The 23,069-nt window shown below is 40.6% G+C and carries 16 protein-coding genes and 2 pseudogenes; 8 read left to right on the forward strand and 10 right to left on the reverse strand.

Annotated elements, in window-relative coordinates; translation table 11 throughout:
- Positions 1-63: 63 nt before the first annotated feature.
- Entirely contained in the window at positions 64-282 is a 219-nt protein-coding gene (locus tag NXV01_RS23235; RefSeq protein WP_004301053.1) for a winged helix-turn-helix domain-containing protein, read from the reverse strand.
- A 236-nt stretch (positions 283-518) separates the two neighbouring features.
- Here NXV01_RS23235 and NXV01_RS23240 point away from each other — a divergent pair, with 236 nt between their 5' ends.
- The 4 genes from NXV01_RS23240 (at position 519) to NXV01_RS23255 (ending at position 4,785) form a co-directional block, all read left to right on the forward strand.
- Positions 519-2,258 (forward strand): thiamine pyrophosphate-dependent enzyme, encoded by a 1,740-nt coding sequence (locus tag NXV01_RS23240; protein WP_148364623.1) that lies wholly within the window; start codon positions 519-521, stop codon positions 2,256-2,258.
- Positions 2,259-2,425: 167 nt separating this feature from the next.
- Positions 2,426-3,343, forward strand: a complete 918-nt coding sequence (locus NXV01_RS23245; protein WP_259023295.1) for a DUF2157 domain-containing protein — start codon at positions 2,426-2,428, stop codon at positions 3,341-3,343.
- Positions 3,327-4,301, forward strand: a complete 975-nt coding sequence (locus NXV01_RS23250) for a DUF4401 domain-containing protein (RefSeq protein WP_259023296.1) — start codon at positions 3,327-3,329, stop codon at positions 4,299-4,301. The genes NXV01_RS23245 and NXV01_RS23250 overlap by 17 nt, the downstream gene beginning before the upstream one ends.
- Complete coding sequence (locus NXV01_RS23255) at positions 4,288-4,785, forward strand: GDYXXLXY domain-containing protein (protein ID WP_148364620.1); 498 nt, start codon at positions 4,288-4,290, stop codon at positions 4,783-4,785. Before NXV01_RS23250 ends, NXV01_RS23255 begins: the two co-directional genes overlap by 14 nt.
- A 278-nt stretch (positions 4,786-5,063) precedes the next feature.
- Here NXV01_RS23255 and NXV01_RS23260 read toward each other — a convergent pair whose 3' ends face one another.
- From NXV01_RS23260 to NXV01_RS23285, 6 genes and pseudogenes are all read right to left on the reverse strand, one after another.
- Positions 5,064-7,961 carry a hypothetical protein gene (locus tag NXV01_RS23260; RefSeq protein ID WP_259023297.1) on the reverse strand — a complete coding sequence of 966 codons (2,898 nt, stop codon included), beginning with the start codon at positions 7,959-7,961 and terminating at the stop codon, positions 5,064-5,066.
- A gap of 376 nt (positions 7,962-8,337) precedes the next feature.
- Positions 8,338-9,276: a site-specific integrase gene (locus NXV01_RS23265; protein ID WP_217723089.1), complete on the reverse strand. Its 939-nt coding sequence runs from the start codon at positions 9,274-9,276 to the stop codon at positions 8,338-8,340.
- Positions 9,277-9,674: 398 nt separating this feature from the next.
- A complete protein-coding gene (locus NXV01_RS23270; RefSeq protein WP_259023298.1) occupies positions 9,675-12,236 on the reverse strand; it encodes a DUF4988 domain-containing protein in 2,562 nt (853 codons plus the stop codon).
- Between the two features lie 373 nt (positions 12,237-12,609).
- Positions 12,610-13,547 (reverse strand): annotated as a pseudogene (locus NXV01_RS23275) (tyrosine-type recombinase/integrase).
- A 163-nt stretch (positions 13,548-13,710) separates the two neighbouring features.
- Positions 13,711-15,348: a chaperonin GroEL gene (groL, locus tag NXV01_RS23280; protein ID WP_148364615.1), complete on the reverse strand. Its 1,638-nt coding sequence runs from the start codon at positions 15,346-15,348 to the stop codon at positions 13,711-13,713.
- Positions 15,349-15,388: 40 nt separating this feature from the next.
- Positions 15,389-15,661 carry a co-chaperone GroES gene (locus tag NXV01_RS23285; RefSeq protein WP_004314007.1) on the reverse strand — a complete coding sequence of 91 codons (273 nt, stop codon included), beginning with the start codon at positions 15,659-15,661 and terminating at the stop codon, positions 15,389-15,391.
- A 244-nt stretch (positions 15,662-15,905) separates the two neighbouring features.
- On the opposite strand from NXV01_RS23285, the gene NXV01_RS23290 reads away from it, so the two are divergent.
- Positions 15,906-16,952, forward strand: coding sequence for a L,D-transpeptidase (locus NXV01_RS23290; RefSeq protein WP_148364614.1), 1,047 nt, complete (start codon positions 15,906-15,908; stop codon positions 16,950-16,952).
- A gap of 400 nt (positions 16,953-17,352) precedes the next feature.
- Here the strand turns inward: NXV01_RS23290 and NXV01_RS25950 are convergent.
- The 3 genes and pseudogenes from NXV01_RS25950 to NXV01_RS23310 all read right to left on the reverse strand — a co-directional run bounded on the left by NXV01_RS25950 (position 17,353) and on the right by NXV01_RS23310 (position 18,914).
- Positions 17,353-18,061 (reverse strand): annotated as a pseudogene (locus tag NXV01_RS25950) (DUF5039 family protein).
- 59 nt (positions 18,062-18,120) lie between these two features.
- Complete coding sequence (locus tag NXV01_RS23305; RefSeq protein WP_148364612.1) at positions 18,121-18,669, reverse strand: NUDIX hydrolase; 549 nt, start codon at positions 18,667-18,669, stop codon at positions 18,121-18,123.
- A gap of 71 nt (positions 18,670-18,740) precedes the next feature.
- Positions 18,741-18,914: a hypothetical protein gene (locus NXV01_RS23310; protein WP_004301069.1), complete on the reverse strand. Its 174-nt coding sequence runs from the start codon at positions 18,912-18,914 to the stop codon at positions 18,741-18,743.
- Positions 18,915-19,054: 140 nt separating this feature from the next.
- On the opposite strand from NXV01_RS23310, the gene NXV01_RS23315 reads away from it, so the two are divergent.
- The 3 genes from NXV01_RS23315 to hydG are packed head-to-tail and all read left to right on the forward strand — an operon-like array spanning position 19,055 to position 23,053.
- Positions 19,055-20,524, forward strand: a complete 1,470-nt coding sequence (locus NXV01_RS23315) for a 4Fe-4S dicluster domain-containing protein (protein WP_148364611.1) — start codon at positions 19,055-19,057, stop codon at positions 20,522-20,524.
- A complete protein-coding gene (gene hydE / locus NXV01_RS23320; RefSeq protein ID WP_259023301.1) occupies positions 20,505-21,581 on the forward strand; it encodes a [FeFe] hydrogenase H-cluster radical SAM maturase HydE in 1,077 nt (358 codons plus the stop codon). The genes NXV01_RS23315 and hydE overlap by 20 nt, the downstream gene beginning before the upstream one ends.
- A gap of 50 nt (positions 21,582-21,631) precedes the next feature.
- On the forward strand, positions 21,632-23,053 hold the full coding sequence (hydG, locus tag NXV01_RS23325; protein WP_195650261.1) for a [FeFe] hydrogenase H-cluster radical SAM maturase HydG: 1,422 nt from the start codon (positions 21,632-21,634) through the stop codon (positions 23,051-23,053).
- Positions 23,054-23,069 lie beyond the last annotated feature (16 nt).

Here is a 23,069-nt window from a genome sequence, read left to right on the forward strand (position 1 = left end):
AGTGCTGATTATGCTGTCATTCCTCCGGAGATTCTTCTGTTCTCGTTAAAGTGTCAAACTCTTTTAGCCAATATAAACATTCACACAGAGATATACATAAAGTTCTTCATCGCACTGATCGAACTCTATTTTGCTCTCTCTTGACAACCAGCCCAAAGCGGCACCCAGCTCTTTATCTTTCAGCCCGGATTTTCTCTTCAAAAGTCCATAGCTCCACTTCTCATTATTACTAAGCAGTTGCCAAACCTTACCGGCATTCACACCGATTTCATTTCTGTTCATTTTTCTAGAGTAATTAAGAGGTTTAATACATTAGGTTAAGATTTCGCCTATAAAGATAACAAAAGGATACTGCAATTGTTTATGCGTCTTTACTAAAAGATTGTTACAGAATTAATTTTAACATAAAAGCGGTGATGTGTCCCGACACAAAGGTGTTATTAGTATATGTTAAATTAGAACTTTTCTTTGCAGCCATCTGTTATTACATAAAAATCAATCCTAAACCAATTACAGCTATGGCAAAAAAAATAGCAGAACAACTGATAGATACTCTGGTAAAATCCGGAGTTGAACGCATCTACGCCGTAACAGGCGACAGTCTGAATGAAGTAAACGAAGCAGTCAGAAAAAACGATCAAGTAAAATGGATACATGTGCGCCACGAAGAAACAGGAGCATATGCCGCTGCTGCAGAAGCACAACTGACCGGTCGTCCGGGATGCTGTGCGGGAAGTAGCGGACCGGGGCATGTTCATCTGATTAACGGCTTGTATGACGCACACCGATCCGGCGCACCGGTAATCGCCATCGCCTCTACAATTCCTACCGGTGAATTCGGCACGGAATATTTTCAGGAGACGAATACCATCAAACTTTTTAACGATTGCAGTTATTATAATGAAGTAGCCACTACTCCCAAGCAATTTCCACGTATGCTCCAGTCGGCCATACAAACGGCTGTCACCCGCAAAGGGGTGTCCGTTATCGGGCTTCCGGGTGACTTGGCAAAGGCTTCTGCCGTTGCTGTCGACTCGTCGGTTATCAACTATCCTGCCCCACCGGAAGTTTGTCCGTCGGAAGAAGATCTGGCTCAATTAGCCGAGTTGTTAAACAAACATACACGCATCACTCTTTTCTGCGGCATCGGTTGCCGGGGAGCTCACGAGGAAGTGATTGCGCTTTCCGAGAAGCTGAACGCTCCGGTTGTATATACTTTCAAAGGAAAGATGGAGGTGCAATATGAAAATCCGTATGAAGTGGGTATGACCGGATTGCTGGGAATGCCGTCGGGCTATTACAGTATGCATGAAGCCGAAGTGCTTCTCATGCTCGGCACTGACTTTCCATATTCCGCTTTCTTGCCGGATGACATCAAGATAGCACAGATTGACATAAAGCCCGAACGTCTGGGACGCCGTGCAAAGGTGGATATCGGACTTTGCGGTGATGTTAAACTTAGCATCCAAAGTTTATTGCGTATGCTGAATCCGAAGACGGATGATTCGTTCCTGTTGAAACAACTCAAAAGATATGAAGGAGTAAAGAAGGATCTGGCTGCTTACACGGAAGATAAAGGTGATGTAAATAAGATTCATCCCGAATATGTGATGTCCGAAATAGACAAACTAAGTTCGGATGATGCTGTGTTCACAGTAGATACGGGAATGACTTGTGTGTGGGGAGCGCGTTATCTGCAAGCAACAGGCAAACGCCACATGCTGGGTTCTTTCAATCACGGTTCTATGGCAAATGCTTTGCCGCAAGCCATCGGCGCCGCACTAGCTTATCCGGATCGTCAGGTAGTGGCACTTTGCGGAGACGGCGGACTGTCTATGACTCTAGGAGATTTGGAAACTGTTGTCCAATATAAGTTGCCGATCAAAATCATCGTATTCAACAACCGCTCACTAGGAATGGTGAAGTTGGAAATGGAAGTGGACGGACTGCCGGACTGGCAGACAAATATGCTGAATCCGGACTTTGCCCAAGTGGCTGAAGCAATGGGAATGGCAGGCTTTAATGTCAGCGATCCGGAAGAAGTATTGACTACCTTACTTAATGCATTCGAACTGGATGGTCCGGTACTTGTCAATATCATGACTGATCCGAATGCACTGGCCATGCCTCCGAAAATCGAATTCGGACAAATGGTGGGTTTTGCACAGTCAATGTACAAGTTGTTAATCAACGGTCGCTCACAAGAAGTTATTGATACTATCAATTCTAACTTTAAGCATATACGGGAGGTATTTTAAGTTATTCTCTTTTTAGGATCTTCAATACCTCTCCCAAAGTATGACTTACTATTATTGCTAATCGCAATAAGGTAAGTCATACCTTTTTATAGTCTATTTTATAGTCTATCTTGAAGTGGAAATCATTTTATTTTCTTATGTTTGCAATTATCAAAAAGTAAAAACACATGGAAAAGCCCGACCTTTCGCCTTTATCCCGACAAGCTCTACATGCAGATAAAAAACAGTGGAATCAATTCCTTTCTATTTTTTTATTGGCAGTGGGCGTTGGCTTTACAGTGGCAGGCATCGTCTTCTTTTTTGCCTATAACTGGGATGAACTACCTAAATTTGCCAAATTAGGAATGGTAGAAGTATTATTAGTAGTCTCTGTCCTGCTCGCTACATTTACCCGTTGGAGTAAGCTCGTCAAACAAATTCACCTCACCGGAGCTACATTTCTGATAGGTACGCTTTTCGCTGTCTTCGGACAAATTTACCAAACAGGGGCCGATGCTTACGATCTCTTTCTGGGATGGACTCTTTTCACCATTCTCTGGGCGATTGCTATCCGCTTCGCTCCGTTATGGCTGACGTTCATCGGATTACTCTGTACTACGATATGGCTGTATAATATACAAATTGCCGGCTATGGCTCTTGGGAAATAACTCTATTGGGCAATGCAGTAACCTGGATATGTGCCGTGGCAACTATTATTACGGAATGGATGAGTGCAAAAGGTCATTTGAACAGAAACAATCGTTGGTTTGTCAGTCTTCTTTCGTTGGCTACCATTCTACACACCAGCTTTCTGTTAATGGCGGCCATCTGTGATGATTATACCATATTATCTGTTCCTCTCATAACTACTGTCCTTCTATTCGCAGCGGGACTTTGGTACGGATGGAGAGAAAAGAGTCTGTTCTATCTGGCTATCATTCCTTTTGCCACATTAATGATTTTATTGACTACATTCATATCTAAAAGTGATCTTAGGCATGTTCAGATATTTTTCTATGGAGGAATCATTGTCATCACCGGAACAACTTTACTCATTTACATCATTCTTCATCTAAAAAAGCAATGGTATGGCACAAAAGCATAACCTCACTATTCAAGTCGTATCCATTATCGGGGGAATCCTGACGGCTATTTTCTTTCTGGGATTTCTGGCACTTGCCAGAATCATTCAATCCGAGATTTCCAGTCTGGTTATAGGAACTTTGTTAATCATTACTACGTTAATAATCAGCCGCGTCGTTATCCGGCCTTTTCTGGATGCAATGAACATCACTTTATATATAGCAGGATGCGTATTGACAGGCTTTGGCATGAGTGCTAATATTCATGCCCTCTTCTTTATACTTATAATAATCAGTATACTCACTTTCTTTTTATCAAGAGGATTCATTCTCCCCTTTCTTTCAGTCATTCTGTTTAATATATCTTTATTTGGAGAAATTGCCTATGTCTTTTCTTCGTTTTATCCCCTGCAAATAGCAGTAATCCCTATCCTTGGAGCATTTCTATTTATCAATATCTTCGAAGTAAAGCTGTTTGAGTGGATAGAGAGGGGGAATTACTTTTTTAAATACAGACCGTTTCATGCCGGTTTATTTATATCCAGTATCGTCTCACTGGGAGGATTATCAATCAATTATCTGGTATCGGAAACAAATAGCTGGCTCGTATCGGGCATATCGTCCGTTTGTATATGGGTAGGACTTCTTATCATAATTCAACAAATCATGCAAGTCATGAAAGTCGACAATCCGGTGAATCAGATTGGTATCTACGTTCTTTGTATTATCATCTGTCTGCCTACTGTATTTGCTCCTTATTTATCCGGCAGTTTGTTACTGATTTTAATATGTTTTCATTATGGTTATAGAGCAGAGTGTGCCGCTGCACTTCTTCTCTTTATCTATGCCGTTTCCAAATACTATTATGATTTGAATTTGAGCCTGCTCACCAAATCCATTACGCTTTTCTTCATCGGAATTGCATGTATTGCAGCCTGGTATTTCTTCACTCAAAAAAGAACAAGACATGAAAAAATATAGCCGAATATTGATTATCGTAAACCTGATACTGTTACTAGGGTATTTCAACTGGTCGGTTTATAAGAAAGAGCAGATATTGAAAGACGGACAGTTGGTTTTGTTACAGTTAGTTCCTGTCGATCCCCGCTCTCTCATGCAAGGAGACTATATGAGACTTAACTACCAGGAAGCCTCATCAGCTCTGGTAGACGAACAAACTGCCACACGCGGTTATGCCGTACTTCGAACTGACAGTAATCAGGTAGGAGAAATAGTGCGACTGCAAAACACTTTAGAACCGGTAAACAGCGGTGAACTGGTCATCAAATATAAAATAGTACATCACAGGCTCTTCCTCGGTGCCGAATCTTTCTTCTTTGAAGAGGGACAAGATACTCTTTATCAAAAAGCCATGTATGGCGGACTGAAAGTGAATGATAAAGGACAAAACTTACTTGTAGGACTGTATGATAAAGACTTTCATCGTATTCAATCCGATAAATAAATTAATAATGAGAAGACCCGGACTTTCACAAGCCCGGGCTCTCTATACTCTCAAAACATCTCCTTAATCTATAGGGAAATAAGGGACTAGCAAATTGGTTCTAGTGCAAATAAGGAGATGTTATGAAATAAAAAAAGGGATACCTGTGGGAAATAAGGGAGGTATCCCTTTCTATAAGAAGAACAGAATTGGAAGGATTGACTTTCACAAGCCAAATCCTTCACTCTGTTTCTTCTCGGCGTATTCTTCACACAAGGTGAAGAAGGGTTTTATCTGTTTTACTTCACATTAGCAGGTATAGTTACTGTTATTACATTATTATTTGCATAATTAGTAATTGTACCCCATTGTGAGCTAGCAACAATCATTACGTAAGCGGTATAATCAGTTTGGAAATTATATCCTTTACCAGTAGTTGTAAATGACAACTTACCATCATTACCAACTGTTAAGTATGGACAAGTTGTATCTTTGCCTTTAGCATCTACAAATTTGAATGAAGGAGCAGTCAGACCATAAATAGCGAGTGGAGTAGCTGTGCCAAACTCAACTTGGTCATCTACCTGACTACCATCTTTCCACATAGCTTTACCTCTCATATCATTCCAACTAAATCCATCGGCCAAAGGATAAACACCAGCCTTGCTGTTCAGTTCTACTGCTTTCTTACCAGCAACCCAAGAACCACTAATATCATTGATATTTACATCAGCTGTTAATTTCTGAAGAGGTGTAGTCGTACCCGCTAAAGACACTGTAGCAACGATTTGTACTTTCGCATCTTTTCCATCTGTAGTCTTACCTGTATATTCATCCTTCTTAAATGTCAATGTCGGTTCACTATAGCTAATACCTTTAATCTTATCCCAATTAGGAACATCAATTTTCAAAGTAGCACCTGTAACACCAGTAACAGCTACCTGCACAGCAGAATAGTTAGTAAACAGCTTAGATAAGTCATAGCTCAAAGTAATAGAAGATGGTTTTTCTTCCTGATCCAGTGTTGGAGTAAATCCAACTTTACCAGCTGTTGCTGTTCCACCCCAAAGATATTTATCTACTGCCAACTCTGCAATTTCAGGGTTTTGTACTGTAATAGTAGCAGTAACTATAATTTCTCTACCATCAGAAGTAAATTTAGCCTTAATAGGATAAACACCGGCAGGAGTTTGTGCTGCAATGACAGCTGTTAATTCATTTTTAGAAGAAGGATCTGTAGAAATAGCAAAATAAACTTTATCATTTGCTTCTTTCACTACTTCACCTGTCAAAGCTTGGAATTCAGTAAGAGTCAACTTCACGTCTTCAGCATCATAAATCTTATTCAATGGGAATTTCGAAGCTGCAACAGTTTGTGCGTCATTACTCCAAGTTGCAGGTTCAATCTTACCATAATCAATAGTAGCTTTTTTAGTTGTCTTAGTAACAGTCACTGTACCAATCTTCTTATCAGCAGCAGGAGTATAGAAGCCTGCAGCAGTCACTTTCGCATTAACATCTGTAACTTGGCCAATATAACTTGGAGTCTCATAGGCATTCAGCATTACAGCAGTACCACTAACCTTGAAGTAAGTGTCATTAACTACACTAAATGTTGTAGTCAAAGATTTTGGATCAAAGCCCGGATATTCAGACAATTCAACCTCTGACGGAGTAGTTCCATCTGCACTATTAGATACAGACAATACAACACGACCTTTATCGTTATATTCTGCCTTGCCATCTTTAACATCATAAGGAAGTTCCATATCTACATCAGTACCAGAATTTGCTTTATAATATGCATCTACCAAATACTTCTTTCCAACAATAGCTGCGAAATAATCAGAAGTAATATCTGTTTTACCTAATGTTTCTACTTTATCTTCTTTAGTAACTACGTGCATACACACAGCAAAGCTCTTTGTAGCATTAGACTTAATTGTATAAGTTACTAAGCCACCATCTACAACTGGCTTATCAACTACCACAAACTGATCTACCTGCACAGCTCTCGTCATTTCTCTATCTGCACTAAAAGTCACATCATAATTGTCTACAAATGATTCAGCAGCATCAGCAGGAGAAATACGGAACATAACTTCTTGAGTAGAAGCACCATCAAGAGTAATTGTTCCATAATTGGCATCTGCCGCTTTTGATTTAGCATACAACGTAGTAAAGTTTACTATTCTATCGGATGTCTTAGGAACAAATGATACGCTTTGCACCATCTTCTTGATAGCATTGATCTCATCTTGAAGTTCTTTCTTTAAGCTAGCAAGTGACGAATCTTCTTCTTTTAATTGTGCTTTTATTATAGCCTCAATTGCTTCTGTTAGATTTTTACTACCTGCAGGAAGACTCAACGCAGTCAAAGCCTGTCTGGATGCTTCAATTTGGTTTAGAATATCAGCATACTTCTCGTAATTATCATTCTCTTTAATGAAGGCATCTACAGCTTCTTGCAACTTTTCCAGTTCTGTCAATCTAGCCAGAATACCATCTTCTTTATCATATAAAAGAGTATAGCAATCTGTAATAAATGCTTCCATGGATTTCCAAACACCACCTGTCAAAGTAGAAACTTCATTATTGATAGCTTTAAAATCAGCTAAAGTAGCTTTCTGTACTACACCTTGAACATATGCAGCAATATCACCCTCTTTCTCTATTGCCTCTTTAATGCTATTATTGATTAATGCATCGAAGCTTGTGTTGTCAAATCCACTTAAATCACCTGATTCTTTATATTTTTGCTCTGCTTTTACCAAAGCATCCAAAGTTGATGATACTTTATTTAAAGCATCAATATCCGTTTTTAATTTAGCAATGGTTTCATCAGTCTTAAGATTCTCCCATGTTAACAAATTAGTCTTGTCTGCCAACTGTTTTGCAAGATCTGCCAATAAAGCTTCATCTCCCCCTTTAGCTAAGGCATCTTTCAAATCTTGAATTTCTTTTTCCAAAGCTGTAATATCAGCTTTCTTGTTCAACAGTTCTGTCAATTCACTTTTAGCTTTATCAACAGCCGCTTTCAATTCTTCCGAGCTGACCGGACTTGTAGATGTAATCTTATCAATTTGCTCCTGCAAATTTTTAACATCATCATCGTAGTCCTTACAACTTGTCACTGCTGTGCTAACTGCAAGTGCCAACGCCCCGAAGAACATCACTTTTACAAATTTTCTTTTCATAACTACTTAAAAATTACATTAATAATATATTATTAAACACTAAGTTTCAATAATAGCACAACCCGTTACTCTGTAGGTAACAGAGAAACCTTTGTGCCTGCTCTTCTGGAGTAGTCAATACTGAAAAATGATACTAAATGTGATGAAACTTTTTTACCCCTGCTTCTGAAAGGCAGTAGAGGGGAAGGAAATCTTTTGCAAAATTTAGAAGTTAACAAAGCCCTAATACAAAGAATCCGTGTGTTTTATTTGTTCTAGTTCTACTTTTGAATGCTTTATTAGAAAAAATGTGTGATTTCGTTTGGTTGTTTTAAGAAATATGCTCATATTTGCACCGATATTCATTCCCGTTACCTACAGAGTAACGGAATAATTTTCAAGCACTTACACCTGTCACTGAACGCTTCACAAAATCAAGAACTTGCTTATTTGCTTCATCAATTTTCTTATTCCTGAAAGGTTTCAGATAGGTTTCAGTGACGGTGATAGACGAATGTCCCATCGCTTCAGAAATAATACCCGGATGAATTTCACAATAATAAGCCGTCGTAGCCCAGGTATGACGGGCGGTGTACGAACTAAGTTTATCTCCCAATCCGAGCAATTCACCCAATAACATCAGCTGCTGGTTAAAGCTACGTAATGCAAGCTGATATTCGCGATAAGCCTCTTTGGTCCCTTCACGACTTCTCAACAACGGAAATAAATAAGGAGAAGAAGAATCACGATTCATGTATTTCTTTACCAAAGCCATTGCTTCCGGAGTCAATGTCACCGACAATGGCCGCCCTGTTTTACGCCTGCGATACGTTATTACATTATCGCGCAAATCACTCTTACGCAAATAAGCAAGATCGACAAACGGCATACCACGAAGCGAAAACATCAGGATGAATAGCTCCTGCGCCTGATATACCGCTAATGGTACACCCGATGTACGAGATAATTTAGTAAATACCTTCTTCATGTCCTCATCACCCAACGCACGTTTATGGTCAGCTCGCGTCCCGGTATAAACCGAACGAAACAAATGAGGAACATAAGGAGCCTTCTGAAGATCGACCGCACGATTGTAAACCGCACGAAAGGTCCGTAAATAGGTGGAAACAGTGTTCCAACTACATCCACGACTGCGAAGATATACTTCGAACCCTTTCAACCACTCCGAAGTCACTTCACTAAAAACAAAATCTTTTTTCCCACGATAAGCAATGATGGCATTCAGACTACTACGATAAACATGTGCAGTCCCAAAGTTTCCCTCCATCTGTAACCCAGTGGCTACCTGCTTCATAAATGCTAGTACTTTCAACATCTCATAATTTATTAATAATTTAGACGATAAATATACGAGTATTATCCCATCAATGGAAATACCTCGCATGAACAAACAAAGGAAACGGCTAAGATGTTCCAAAGACAAAAGAGTGCAAAAAGCCCGGACTTTCGCAAGCCCGGGCTTTCTATACTCTCAAAACATCTCCTTAATCTATAGGGAAATAAGGGACTAGTAAATTGGTTCTAGTGCAAATAAGAAGATGTAATGAGACAAAAAAAAGGGATACCTGTGGGAAATAAGGGAGGTATCCCTTTTGGTAAGGTAGGTTTATTAGAAAGTTGTACTTTCACAAACACAACTTTCTATCTACCTTTTTGTATATAATATATCTTTTTGAAAGGTTAAGACCTTACATATAAGTATTATTTATAGTCTTACTTAATTACTTTCACAAAGATCGTCTCAATCGTTGTCTTACCCCATTCGTCAGTAATCTCAACATTGATTTCACATACAGGAGGATTAACAATCGGAGTTGCAGAATCTTTCTTAGAGATTACAACTATTCCCTCTTCAGCTGAAATAAAGTCCGTAGTACTTAACTTCAAGTAATCTTTTGCATTCTGATTTGCAAGTTTAAGTGTTACAGATTTAATTCTAGAATCGTCAAACAGATATTCCTTTCCGTAAGCATCTTCTTTCTTGAAATTTTCCGCTAACAAATCCTGTGAATGTCCTCCATCTACTTCAAATGGTTTATCCTTAGTGCCCTCTTCTCCTATATACTCGAAAATTCCTTCAAATATTTCAGATTTCACTGTTAAGTTGAATCTATCCTTAATAGCATTCAATAGAGGGTTACCGAACGGAGCATAAGATGCAGTAATATAACGACTATCATAAGCACCACCCCAATTGCCAAAAGTTTCAACTGCAATAACAGAATTTGCTGTCGGTTCATCAACTTTATCCAACCATGCAGGAGCATACTTTTCTTGATTGTTCTCGACTTTGGAAGGTCTTTCCTCAGTAAATGTTATATACTGCTTACCATTTGCAAGAGCTGTTGTATTCTTATACAAAGTATAAAGATCATAAGAAATTTCCCCATCTTCAGCTTTACCATAAGCCGTTGCATTATCATTGCTAAAGTAAGACTCTGCACGTTCAAATTTGAACAATTTGCTATCTTGCTGATCTATCATAATAGTGAAAGATGTCTCATACAAAACATCGTTATTCAAACCTTCATCAGGGGCATTATTAATGAATTTAACAGTCGCGGTATGAGAAACTGCAGCAATCTTAGTAGGCTTAAATGTAGCTTTAATCACATATTTAACGATCTTATCAGCCTCTTCTGTTTTATTTCCATCTTTATCCAAGCCTTCCAAAGCTAAAGTAATACTTTCATCGTCGTCTACATATTCCAAGTTTTTCTGTCCATTGATTTCGACTTTACCGTCAGTATAAGCAATTTTCCAGCCAATACGAGCGATCTTTTCCTTTATGATATCTACTGAAGGACCTACAATCTCTGAAGTTGCTGTAAGGTTATCACCATTTACAACCCAAGTCATATCTGCAATTTGAGCTTCTTCTGACTTATATTCAAATGTTAAATCCAACCTAGCACCATTAGCTTCCTCGTATTTCTTTCCTGCAGTAGTAAGATAATTGATAATAACAGTCAATGATCCCTCCTTATTAGCGATAATTGTTTTATTATCTTTATCGAATGTAGCATCGAGTTTTTTAAGATCTTCATCTTTGATGCTATAGTTATAATCGACTACGTCATTTAATTGTTCACCAACCAATTCATCTAAATAATAAACAGTTTTGAAAGGCTTCGTCAGTTCTTTATTATCAATCTTTTTCTCCGTTTCGTCTGTCGTAACTTTCACATCATATTGAGAAATGATTTCATTGCCCCATGCATCTTTTGTTGTTAGTGCATAAGCAATATCATCTTTCAAATTATCCGGATCCACTCCTTCTGCAAACTTTATTGTCAAATTATAAAGGCCTTTATTTGCTGTACTTTCAGCACGAGTCAGAGCAGTCTCACTCATATTCGCATCAATAGCCGATACAACAAAATTTGTATTACCTTTAGAATCAGTCAAGCCGATTTCATAAGATTGTATATCTTTAAGTTCCAGATTTACCGGATTAATCATAGCATAAATTACACTACCTCTGGCAGAAAGGAATGTACCCTTCGGATATGTTATTTCATTAAAAGTAACTCCTTTTTCTTCTTCAACGACTCCATAGAGTAAAGTAGCTATAGCTTGAGTAGAACCCAAATCTACCTTTCCATCTTTTTCGCCAAGTGCACGTATACTAGTGATACGAGCAGCTTTCGGCATAGAAACCTTTTCCCATTCTTTAGTTTCGTTATTGAGAACATTCAATATCCAAACCAATGGATTTTCAGGATCAGCTGTCACATAGATGTGAGAAGCTGCTTCATATTCTGTCTTTTTATATTCTCCAGATTCTGCATCCCAAACTTCCCAAAAGCCATCAGCAGATATACGTGGCGATTTTCCATCTTCCCCTTTATCTCCTTGTTCTCCTTTGTCACCTTGGTCACCCTTATCTCCTTGGTCACCTTTGTCGCCCTGATCTCCTTTATCACCTTTCTGTCCTTCAGAACAAATACCAGTGTCCTCCCCATCAATAATCCAATTCTTTGTAGTAGGATCAATCTCAATCTTTGTACCACTTGCCCCTGCAGCACCACTTACGATAGAATAACTCTTACCATCATTAAAAGTTATTTTAAATCCATCAGTAATTGGTTCTACAGCGGTTACCCATTTACCTTCTTTCACAAAATTCTGTAACTCGGCAATGCTAGCTTTGTTTGCGTCAATCTGTGTCTGCAGATTGTCGATGTCATCATCATAGTCTTTACAGCCTACATAGGTGACAGTAGAAAGTGCCAACGCCCCGAAGAACATCACTTTTACAAATTTTCTTTTCATAACTACTTAAAAATTACATTAATAATATATTATTAAACACTAAGTTTCAATAATAGCATGCCCGTTACTTTATAGGTAACGGAAGAACCTCTGTGCCTGCTCTTTGAGAGTAGTCAATACTAGAAAAGGATATAATATGCAATGAAACTTTTTAACCCCTACCTCAAGGAAACGGTAGAGGGGAGGGAAATCTTGTGCAAAATTTAGAGGTTAACAAGCCCTAATACAAAGAATCCACGTGTTTTATATGCTTGTGTTCTCCTTTTGAGTGCTTTATTAGAAAAAATGTGCGATTTCGTTTGGTTGTTTTAAGAAATATGCTCATATTTGCATCGGTATTACTCCCGTTACCTATAAAGTAACAGACTATTTATCAAGCGGTTAATCCACAAATAGACCGCTTAACAAAATCAACTACCTGCTTATTAGCTTCATCAATTTTCTTATTCCTGAAAGGCTTCAAATACGTTTCAGTCACAGTGATAGAAGAGTGCCCCATCGCTTCGGAAATAATACCCGGATGAATCTCACAATAATAAGCTGTCGTAGCCCAGGTGTGGCGTGCAGTATAGGAACTCAACCTATCACCCAGTCCCAACAATTCGCCCAACAACATCAACTGACGATTGAATGTGCGCAATGCCAACTGGTATTCACGATAAGCTTCCCGAGTACCTTCACGGCTTTTCAACAAAGAAAACAGATAAGGAGAAGAACTGTCACGATTCATATACCTCTTTACCAAAACCATCGCTTCCGCGGTCAGTGTCACAGACAAGGTGCGTCCTGTCTTACGCCTGCGATACGTAATCACATTATCACGTAAATCACTTTTACGCAAATAGGCGAGATCGACAAATGGCAAACCACGCAATAAAAACATTAGGATAAAGAATTCCTGTGCCTTACGCAGCGACTGCGAACAAGGTAAAGTCTGTGACAACTTGACAAATACCCTCTTTATATCCTCATCACCCAACGCACGTTTATGATCGGCACGAGTGCCTGTATAAACAGAACGGAACAGGTGAGGAATATAAGGTGCCTTACGAAGATCAACGGCACGGTTATAAACTGCACGAAACGTGCGCAAATAAGTGGAGACGGTATTCCAGCTACAACCACGACTACGAAGATGTACTTCAAACCCTTTTAACCACTCCGGATTCACCTCATCAAAGGTGAAATCCTCTTTCCCACAATAAGCAATGATGGCATTGAGACTGCTACGGTATACATGAGCAGTACCAAAGTTTCCCCCATCTGTAGCCCACGGGCTACTTGCTTCATAAATGTTACTACTTTCAATATCTCACGATTTATTAATAAATTAGACAATAAATATAGGAGTATTTCAACAATCGAACAAATTGAAGGCAGAGATGTTGCAGGAATACCAAAAAAAAGAACCACCTCCCCTATCAGGAAAAGTGGTTCTTATCCTTAATTATATATTTCTAAGCGAAAGCCGGAATTACATCATTCCGCCCATGCCTCCCATTCCGGGAGCACCCATCGGCATTTCTGGCTTATCTTCCTTCTTTTCTACGATTACACATTCAGTAGTCAGGAACATACCAGCGATAGAAGCTGCATTTTCCAAAGCTACACGAGCAACCTTAGCAGGGTCTACTACACCGGCAGCGTGTAAGTTTTCGTAAATATCCAGACGAGCATTGTAACCAAAATCACCTTTGCCTTCACGTACTTTCTGAACAACTACCGCACCTTCTTTACCAGCGTTAGCAACGATCTGACGAAGTGGCTCTTCGATAGCACGCTTGATGATTTCAACACCGGTTGTTTCGTCAGCATTGTCACCCTTCATATTTTCGATAGTGTCGATTGCACGAATATAAGCTACGCCACCACCCGGGATGATACCTTCTTCGATAGCAGCACGAGTTGCACGCAAAGCATCGTCCACGCGGTCTTTCTTTTCTTTCATTTCTACTTCAGAAGCAGCACCTACATAGAGAACAGCCACACCACCTGACAATTTAGCCAGACGTTCCTGCAATTTCTCACGGTCATAGTCAGACTTAGTTGCTACAATCTGTGCTTTGATCTGTTCGCAACGTTCCTTGATGCTGTCTTTGTTACCTGCACCGTTTACAACAGTTGTATAGTCTTTAGTAACTGTAACTTTGTCAGCAGTACCCAACATTTCGATGGTAGCCTGTTCCAGTTTCAAACCTTTTTCTTCGCTGATAACAACACCACCTGTCAGGATAGCGATATCTTCCAGCATTTCTTTACGACGGTCACCGAAGCCCGGAGCTTTCACAGCACAAATCTTCAATTGAGAACGCAGACGGTTTACTACCAATGTAGTCAACGCTTCGCTATCTACATCTTCTGCAATGACCAACAGCGGACGACCTGTCTGTACAGCCGGTTCGAGGATAGGCAAGAAATCTTTCAGGTTAGAAATCTTCTTGTCATAGATCAGGATGTAAGGTTTCTCCATCTCACATTCCATCTTTTCCGTATTTGTCACGAAGTAAGCTGACAAATAGCCACGGTCGAACTGCATACCTTCTACTACACCGATAGTAGTATCTGTTCCTTTTGCTTCTTCGATAGTGATCACACCGTCTTTAGAAACCTTACGCATAGCGTCAGCAATCAATTTACCGATTACCGGGTCGTTATTTGCAGATACAGTGGCAACCTGTTCGATCTTGTCATAGTTGTCACCTACAGTTTCAGCCTGATCCTTGATTGATTCTACCACTTTGGCAACGGCTTTGTCGATACCACGTTTGATATCCATCGGGCTAGCACCGGCAGTTACGTTTTTCAAACCTTCAGCTACGATAGCCTGTGCAAGAACAGTTGCAGTAGTTGTACCGTCACCGGCATCGTCACCTGTTTTAGAAGCAACTTCTTTTACTAACTGTGCACCAGTATTCTGGTAAGCATCTGACAATTCGATTTCCTTTGCCACTGTCACACCATCTTTTGTGATGTGCGGAGCACCGAATTTCTTCTCGATGATAACGTTACGTCCTTTCGGGCCCAGAGTTACTTTTACTGCATTTGCCAAAGCATCGACACCTTTTTTCAATTGGTCACGGGCATCGATATTGAATAATATTTCTTTTGCCATTTCTTTATTTACTATTTAAAGATTTATTTACTATTATTAATTAACCCAAAACAGCGAGAACATCGCTCTGACGCATGATCAGATATTTAGTACCTTCAACGTCAAGTTCTGTTCCGGCATATTTACCATAAAGAACTGTATCGCCTACTTTCAATACCATTTCTTCGTCTTTCGTACCGTGACCTACTGCCACAACTTCACCCTTCAAAGGTTTTTCTTTTGCTGTATCAGGGATAATGATACCACCAATTGTTTTTTCTTCTGCAGGTGCAGGGAGGATAAGCACTCTGTCTGCTAATGGTTTAATGTTCATAGTTACTTGTTATATTTTAGTTATACATTTAATAGTAGATGTTATCCGCCATTTTTCAGGCGGAACGCTAAAGTTATTGCGAAAAGCGTGCCAAAGTAAATAAATGATTCTTTGTCAGAATTTGACTGACAAAATGACTGACAACTTGCATTGTATGGCAAAAAAGTATATTTGTCTCCCACTTTTTAAACAAAACAAAAGGATTATTCCTTATAATGACGTATATTCGTAAACGAACCATCAAATGCACTGTATAAATAATATGAATAGAATAGCATCCGGCCTCATCATCGCCTCTTGCGTTTTCTACTCCTGCACTTCGCGTTCAGGAGAGATTCCTCCTGTACACGGACAACAAACAGACTCGCTGTTGCAAGATACAATAGTTCAACCCGAAGTTAAACCAGTTGATAAAAAACTCACAGCAGAGCAGATACAAATCACTAAAGATTTGTTGTACGACCAATATACATTGGATGATATCTATCCTTATAAAGACACTACCCGGCAGTTTCAATGGGATAAAATCAAAGAACAGCTGGCCTTGCTCGAAAATATACAGTTACAGCCTTCCACGTGGGCAATTCTCCAGAATTACAAAAACAGGAATGGAGAAGCGCCACTGGTGAGAAGTTTCAAAAGAAATGCTTATGGACGAGTGGCAGATACACTCGGTATAGAACGTTATCAATCCGTTCCACTTTATTTGCTGACTGACACATTGGTACCCGAACGTTACGGGCAGGATGGAGAACTGACCCGTTTCATCGAAAATGGAGAAAAATTCATTAAAGCAGAACCGGTGTTTACCGGAGATGAATGGATGATTCCTAAAAAGTATGTCAAAGTAATCGGAGATACGGTTGTTTTTAACAAAGCTATTTTCATAGACCGCCACAATCAGAACATCACTTCTCTCGAACGTAGCGGAAAAGGTCAATGGGTGGTTCGCAGTATGAATCCTTCCACTACGGGACGTCATCTGCCGCCATATGCACAGGAAACTCCGTTAGGTATGTTTGTTTTACAGGAAAAGAAAGTAAAGATGGTATTTTTAAAAGACGGTTCGAAAGAAACGGGAGGTTATGCGCCTTATGCCAGCCGTTTCACAGATGGGGCCTATATCCATGGAGTACCGGTCAATGCTCCCCGCAAGACGCAGATTGAATATAGTCCGTCGTTGGGAACGACACCGCGTTCGCATATGTGTGTACGAAACGCGACTTCCCACGCCAAGTTTATCTATGACTGGGCACCTGTAAATGAGACTATTATTTTTGTATTGGAATAGCGCTGAACAAACATACATCCCTGTCCGAATCCTCACTATCTATCGTTCAAAGTATTATTAGAAAACTTCTTTTCGATAAGGAGAGAACTTGCTTTCCCTACCGGGCAAAGTTACTTCCCCTTTACTTCAATCTATAAACGCAAGTTGCGTTTATAAAAACGGAAGTTTCATTTATATAAATGCAAGTTGCAATTTTATAAACAAAAGTTGCGTTTATAGATTACCCTATAACCTTAATAAGTTTACTTCCCATGCAAAGGAAGTTTGCATAGGGAGAAAAGAAACTTTTCTATATATACTTGAGGGGAAAGATAAAGAGGCCTGAACTTTTCAGTCCAGACCTCCAGCATAAAAAGGGATTATCCCGTATTATCTTATCAAGCGTGTGTAAAATTCTCTTTTATTTCTCTTCAGTCTCATTCAAGCCATACTTTGCTCTCGTTATATTCCGTACAAGTTCTCTCTGCACACTTTCCAATGCACTTATTTCTTTCTGCATCAACTCCAAAGCAGAACCTTTCTGCAATAAATAAGACCGTTCTGAATATTTTATAAAAGAAGTAGGAACTTCCTGTTTTTCTTCCTTATAATGGGCAATTACATGCCGCAAGGCCTCCGATCTATATTTGCAGATCGCTTTTCGTTCGGCGTAATATAAATCTTTATAAGAATTTTCTTCGCTTCTCAACTTTTTTCCAAAAAGCAGCAAAGGCTGCAGATACAGCATCTTTCTGCTCCTTGGTCACTGCTTCAGTCTGTTTCTTCTTGAGATCCCTATATTCCTTATATGTATTTAAAAACTTATCCAACTCGTCTTTTGCAGCCTTATGCTCCAACCGGAAAGTTTCCAAAGAAGCAGGACGCTCATATTCGACAACCTGTTGCAGATAAGGCAAATCGTTCCAACTTATATATTTATTGTTTGCTTCACAGTAATCCGCGTAAGCCGCTGCAAGCTGCCAACTATATTCTTTTGTCTTTTGACTCAATTCCTCGTTGATGGCAGACAAGTTCTTTTCCATCTCTTTCAAGTCCTGCACTGATGCCGTTTGCATACTTCCCCATCCGGAGAGAAACAAACAAAAAATACTCCATAAAACTGTTTTCATAATAAAATGATTTAATTTTTCTCCAAAGTTATTATTTCTCTACAGAATTCCAAACACAATTACAGATTTGCGATATATTTCCATAATGGAGCAGCATTCAGTGCTTGCATAATTTCGTTCTTATCTAGCAGGCTTCTCACTTCTTCCAATGTGAGCAGATGTACAGTGATATCTTCAGTATCTTCAAGATGTTGATGATCTATCAGTTCTACGTCTGTGGCAAGAAAGCAGTAGGTCAGATTGGTATGAGTGCTCGGATTAGCGGAAATCACCATATACTCTTGCCAGTTTCCTTTTCCATAGCCCGTTTCTTCCCACAATTCACGCTGGGCGGACACCAATGGCGAAGCATCTTCCTTCTCGCAGACACCGGCACACAGTTCATAACAAGTTCGTTCGATTCCCGGACGGTACTGGCGGACAAAAACGAATTTACCGTCTTTGGTAATGGCAATGGTATTTACCCAGTCGGGATACTCAAGGATATAATATTCGGGGATATGGTTACCATTGGGAAGTAGCATATCTTCGCAACGCACAGTCAGCCATGGACGGCGAAATAAATATTTGCTACTCACCGTTTTCCAAGCTTTATTCTTTTCTTCCATAAGGTCTGTTTTTTCTTCCGGCAAAAATACAAATTTCCTCCGGATTATCCTATCCTTCCGGTTGCTTGTTTTTATTCGTCCGTGTCGATACAAGTGATCTCTATCTCATGTATCTGCTCCAGATATTTTTTGGTAGAGCTTACCAAAGAACTTCCCATGTAGAATAAAAACATCAGGCTGATAATAACCATCAATGCACCAATCATGGCAAAACGACTGCGCTGTTCAAAAATACTGCTATTCATAACTCTGCCTCCTCTTATTTTTTGTCCACCACAAAGATAGCACGCGAAGGCTACAAAAAAGTTACAAGAATGTTTCAAAAAACTTAAATATTGAAATAGTGTTCGTATCTTTGCACCAACTAACAACCTTTTATTACAATATGGCATTTACGAATAATATTATGATTGTCCGGCATAAATTGCTGGCGGACCTTGTCAGACTCTGGAAAAACGATGAATTAGTGGAAAAGATAGACCGGCTCCCGATTGAGTTGAGTCCACGAAAATCAAAACCTGTAGGACGTTGTTGTATACACAAAGAACGTGCGGTGTGGAGATACAAGACTTTTCCCTTGATGGGTCTGGATATGACAGACGAACACGACGAAGTTACCCCGCTTTCCGAATATGCACGACTGGCATTGAGCCGCCCCGAACCGGAAAAGGAGAATATCATGTGCGTCATCGATGAGGCCTGTTCTTCCTGCATACAAATCAATTATGAAATAACCAACCTTTGCCGCGGATGTGTGGCACGTAGCTGTTATATGAACTGCCCCAAGGATGCGATACGTTTCAAGAAAAACGGTCAGGCAATGATTGACCATGACACGTGTGTCAGTTGCGGTATTTGTCACAAAAGTTGTCCTTATCACGCTATTGTATATATTCCCGTACCTTGTGAAGAATCTTGTCCGGTAAAGGCTATCAGTAAAGATGAACATGGTATAGAATATATTGATGAAAGCAAATGTATCTATTGCGGAAAATGCATGAATGCTTGTCCGTTCGGTGCTATCTTCGAAATCTCGCAAACGTTCGATGTATTGCAACGGATCCGGAAAGGAGAAAAGATGGTTGCCATCATTGCTCCATCTATTTTGGGACAGTTCAAGACTTCCATCGGACAAGTATACGGTGCTTTCAAAGAAATAGGATTTACCGATGTGATCGAAGTGGCCGAAGGCGCCATGTCAACCACTAGCAATGAAGCTCACGAGTTGTTGGAGAAGTTGGAAGAGGGTCAGAAGTTTATGACAACTTCCTGTTGTCCTTCTTATATCGAACTGGTAGAGAAACATATTCCGGATATGAAACCTTATGTTTCTACCACCGGATCACCGATGTACTATACCGCACGGATTGCCAAAGAAAAGCATCCGGATGCTAAGATTGTATTTGTCGGTCCTTGCGTAGCAAAACGAAAAGAAGTACGCCGCGATGAAGCTGTGGATTATATCCTGACGTTCGAAGAAATCGGTTCGATTCTCGACGGGCTGGACATTCAGCTGGAACAAATGCAGGAGTTCTCCGTATTACATACTTCCGTTCGCGAAGCACACGGATTTGCACAGGCAGGTGGTGTGATGGGAGCTGTCAAAGCTTATCTGAAAGAAGAAGCGGAGAAAATCAATGCGATACAAGTGTCGGACATCAATAAAAAGAATATCGCTCTGCTGCGTGCCTGTGCCAAGACGGGAAAGGCTGCCGGACAGTTTATTGAAGTGATGGCATGCGAAGGAGGATGTATCACCGGACCGAGTACGCATAACGACATTGTTTCGGGACGTCGCCAACTGGCACAAGAGCTGCTCAAACGGAAAGAGAGCTATGAAACAATGGATCGATAAACTACGACAGGAAAGAACACTGACACCGGAAGAATTCCGGCAACTGTTGACCGGATGTGACGCAGAAACTCTGCGTTACATCAATAAACAGGCGCAGGAAGTCACACTCCTCCACTTCGGAAACAAAATTTATATCCGCGGACTGATTGAAATCAGCAACTGCTGCCGGAATAACTGTTATTACTGTGGTATTCGAAAAGGAAATCCGAATATCGAACGTTACCGGTTAAGCCGGGAGAGTATACTGGACTGTTGCAAACAGGGCTATGAACTGGGATTCCGCACCTTTGTATTACAAGGAGGAGAGGATCCTGCACTGACAGACGATCAGATAGAAATGACCGTCGCCCGTATCAGACAGGAGTATCCGGATTGTGCCATTACGCTGTCGCTCGGTGAAAAATCACGTGAGGCATACGAACGTTTCTTCCGTGCCGGAGCCAACCGTTATCTGTTACGTCACGAAACTTATAATGAGTTGCATTACCGGCAACTGCATCCGGCGGAAATGTCCGGCAAACAACGTCTGCAATGTTTAGCGGATTTGAAAGAGATCGGTTATCAGACAGGAACCGGAATTATGGTCGGCAGTCCGGGACAAACAGTAGAGCATATCATTGAGGATCTATTGTTTATAAAAAAGCTCCGCCCGGAAATGATTGGCATCGGACCTTTCCTGCCGCATCATGACACGCCTTTTGCAGAACATCCCAGCGGAACGGTGGAACAGACGATTCTTCTATTATCCATCTTCCGCCTGATGCATCCGTCCGCATTGATTCCGGCAACAACAGCTCTTGCCACTCTCATTCCTGATGGCAGGGAACGGGGTATTTTAGCAGGTGCCAATGTGGTTATGCCCAACCTGTCTCCCCGGGAGGAGCGAAGAAAATACGAATTATACAATGACAAAGCTTCACTCGGAGCGGAATCTGCCGAAGGGCTGGCTGCCTTACAAAAGCAGTTGAATGCCATCGGTTACGAGATTTCTACCGAAAGAGGCGACTTTAAGTGCACCACGGACTGCACAGATTCACAAAGATTTATTTCGGATTAAATCTTAATCTGTGATATTCGGGCAACTCATGGTGAAAAAACAGAAAATATATGATATACCAAAAAGATTCATCAAAAGCAGAAGAGTTTATCCATCATGAAGAGATTCTGGATACGCTGGAATATGCGCAGAAGAATAAGGATAACCGTGTCCTGATTGAACAACTGATTGAAAAAGCTGCTCTGTGCAAAGGACTGACGCACCGGGAAGCAGCCGTTCTGCTGGAATGTAACCAACCTGACCTGATAGAACGTATCTTTCATCTCGCCAAAGAAATCAAACAGAAGTTTTACGGCAACCGCATTGTCATGTTCGCACCACTTTATTTATCAAACTATTGCGTAAACGGTTGCGTATATTGTCCGTATCATGCTAAAAACAAAACGATTGCACGCAAGAAGCTGACGCAGGAGGAAATTCGCCGGGAAGTGATTGCCTTGCAGGATATGGGACATAAGCGGCTCGCTCTTGAAGCGGGTGAACATCCGTCACTAAATCCGATAGAATATATTCTGGAATCTATTCAAACGATTTACAGTATCAAACATAAAAACGGAGCTATCCGCCGCGTAAACGTAAATATCGCAGCCACTACAGTAGAAAATTATCGCCGATTAAAAGAGGCAGGTATCGGTACGTATATCTTATTCCAGGAGACTTATCACAAGGACAACTACGAAGCACTTCATCCCACCGGCCCCAAGAGTAATTACGCCTATCACACCGAAGCGATGGACCGTGCCATGGAAGGGGGAATCGATGATGTAGGTATTGGTGTGCTTTTCGGTTTGAATACTTATCGGTATGATTTTATCGGATTGTTAATGCATGCCGAACATCTGGAAGCCAAATTTGGTGTAGGTCCTCATACAATCAGCGTGCCGCGTATCTGTTCGGCGGACGACATTGATGCGGGAGATTTTCCGAATGCAATCTCCGATGAGATATTCAGTAAAATTGTAGCTGTTATCCGCATGGCCGTTCCTTATACGGGAATGATTATTTCCACACGTGAATCACAAGAATCACGTAAAAAGGTGCTCGAATTGGGTATCTCACAAATCAGCGGCGGTTCACGCACCAGTGTAGGCGGATATGCTGAAACAGAATTACCCGACCATAATTCCGCGCAATTTGACGTAAGCGATACCCGGACATTGGACGAAGTGGTCAACTGGTTGCTCGAACTCGGATATATCCCCAGTTTCTGTACTGCCTGTTACCGGGAAGGACGGACAGGCGACCGTTTCATGTCATTAGTAAAATCCGGCCAGATAGCCAACTGTTGCGGCCCCAATGCACTGATGACCCTGAAAGAGTATCTGGAAGATTATGCTTCCGAAGATACCCGCCAGAAAGGATTAGAATTGATTCTAAAAGAAACAGACCGGATCCCCAACCCCAAAATCAGGGAAATAGCTATCCGAAACCTCAAAGCCATAGCCGCAGGGCAAAGAGATTTTAGATTTTAAATAATACGCCAATGTG

This window comes from Bacteroides sp. BFG-606 (assembly GCF_024788145.1).
Taxonomy (GTDB): Bacteria; Bacteroidota; Bacteroidia; order Bacteroidales; family Bacteroidaceae; genus Bacteroides; species Bacteroides vicugnae.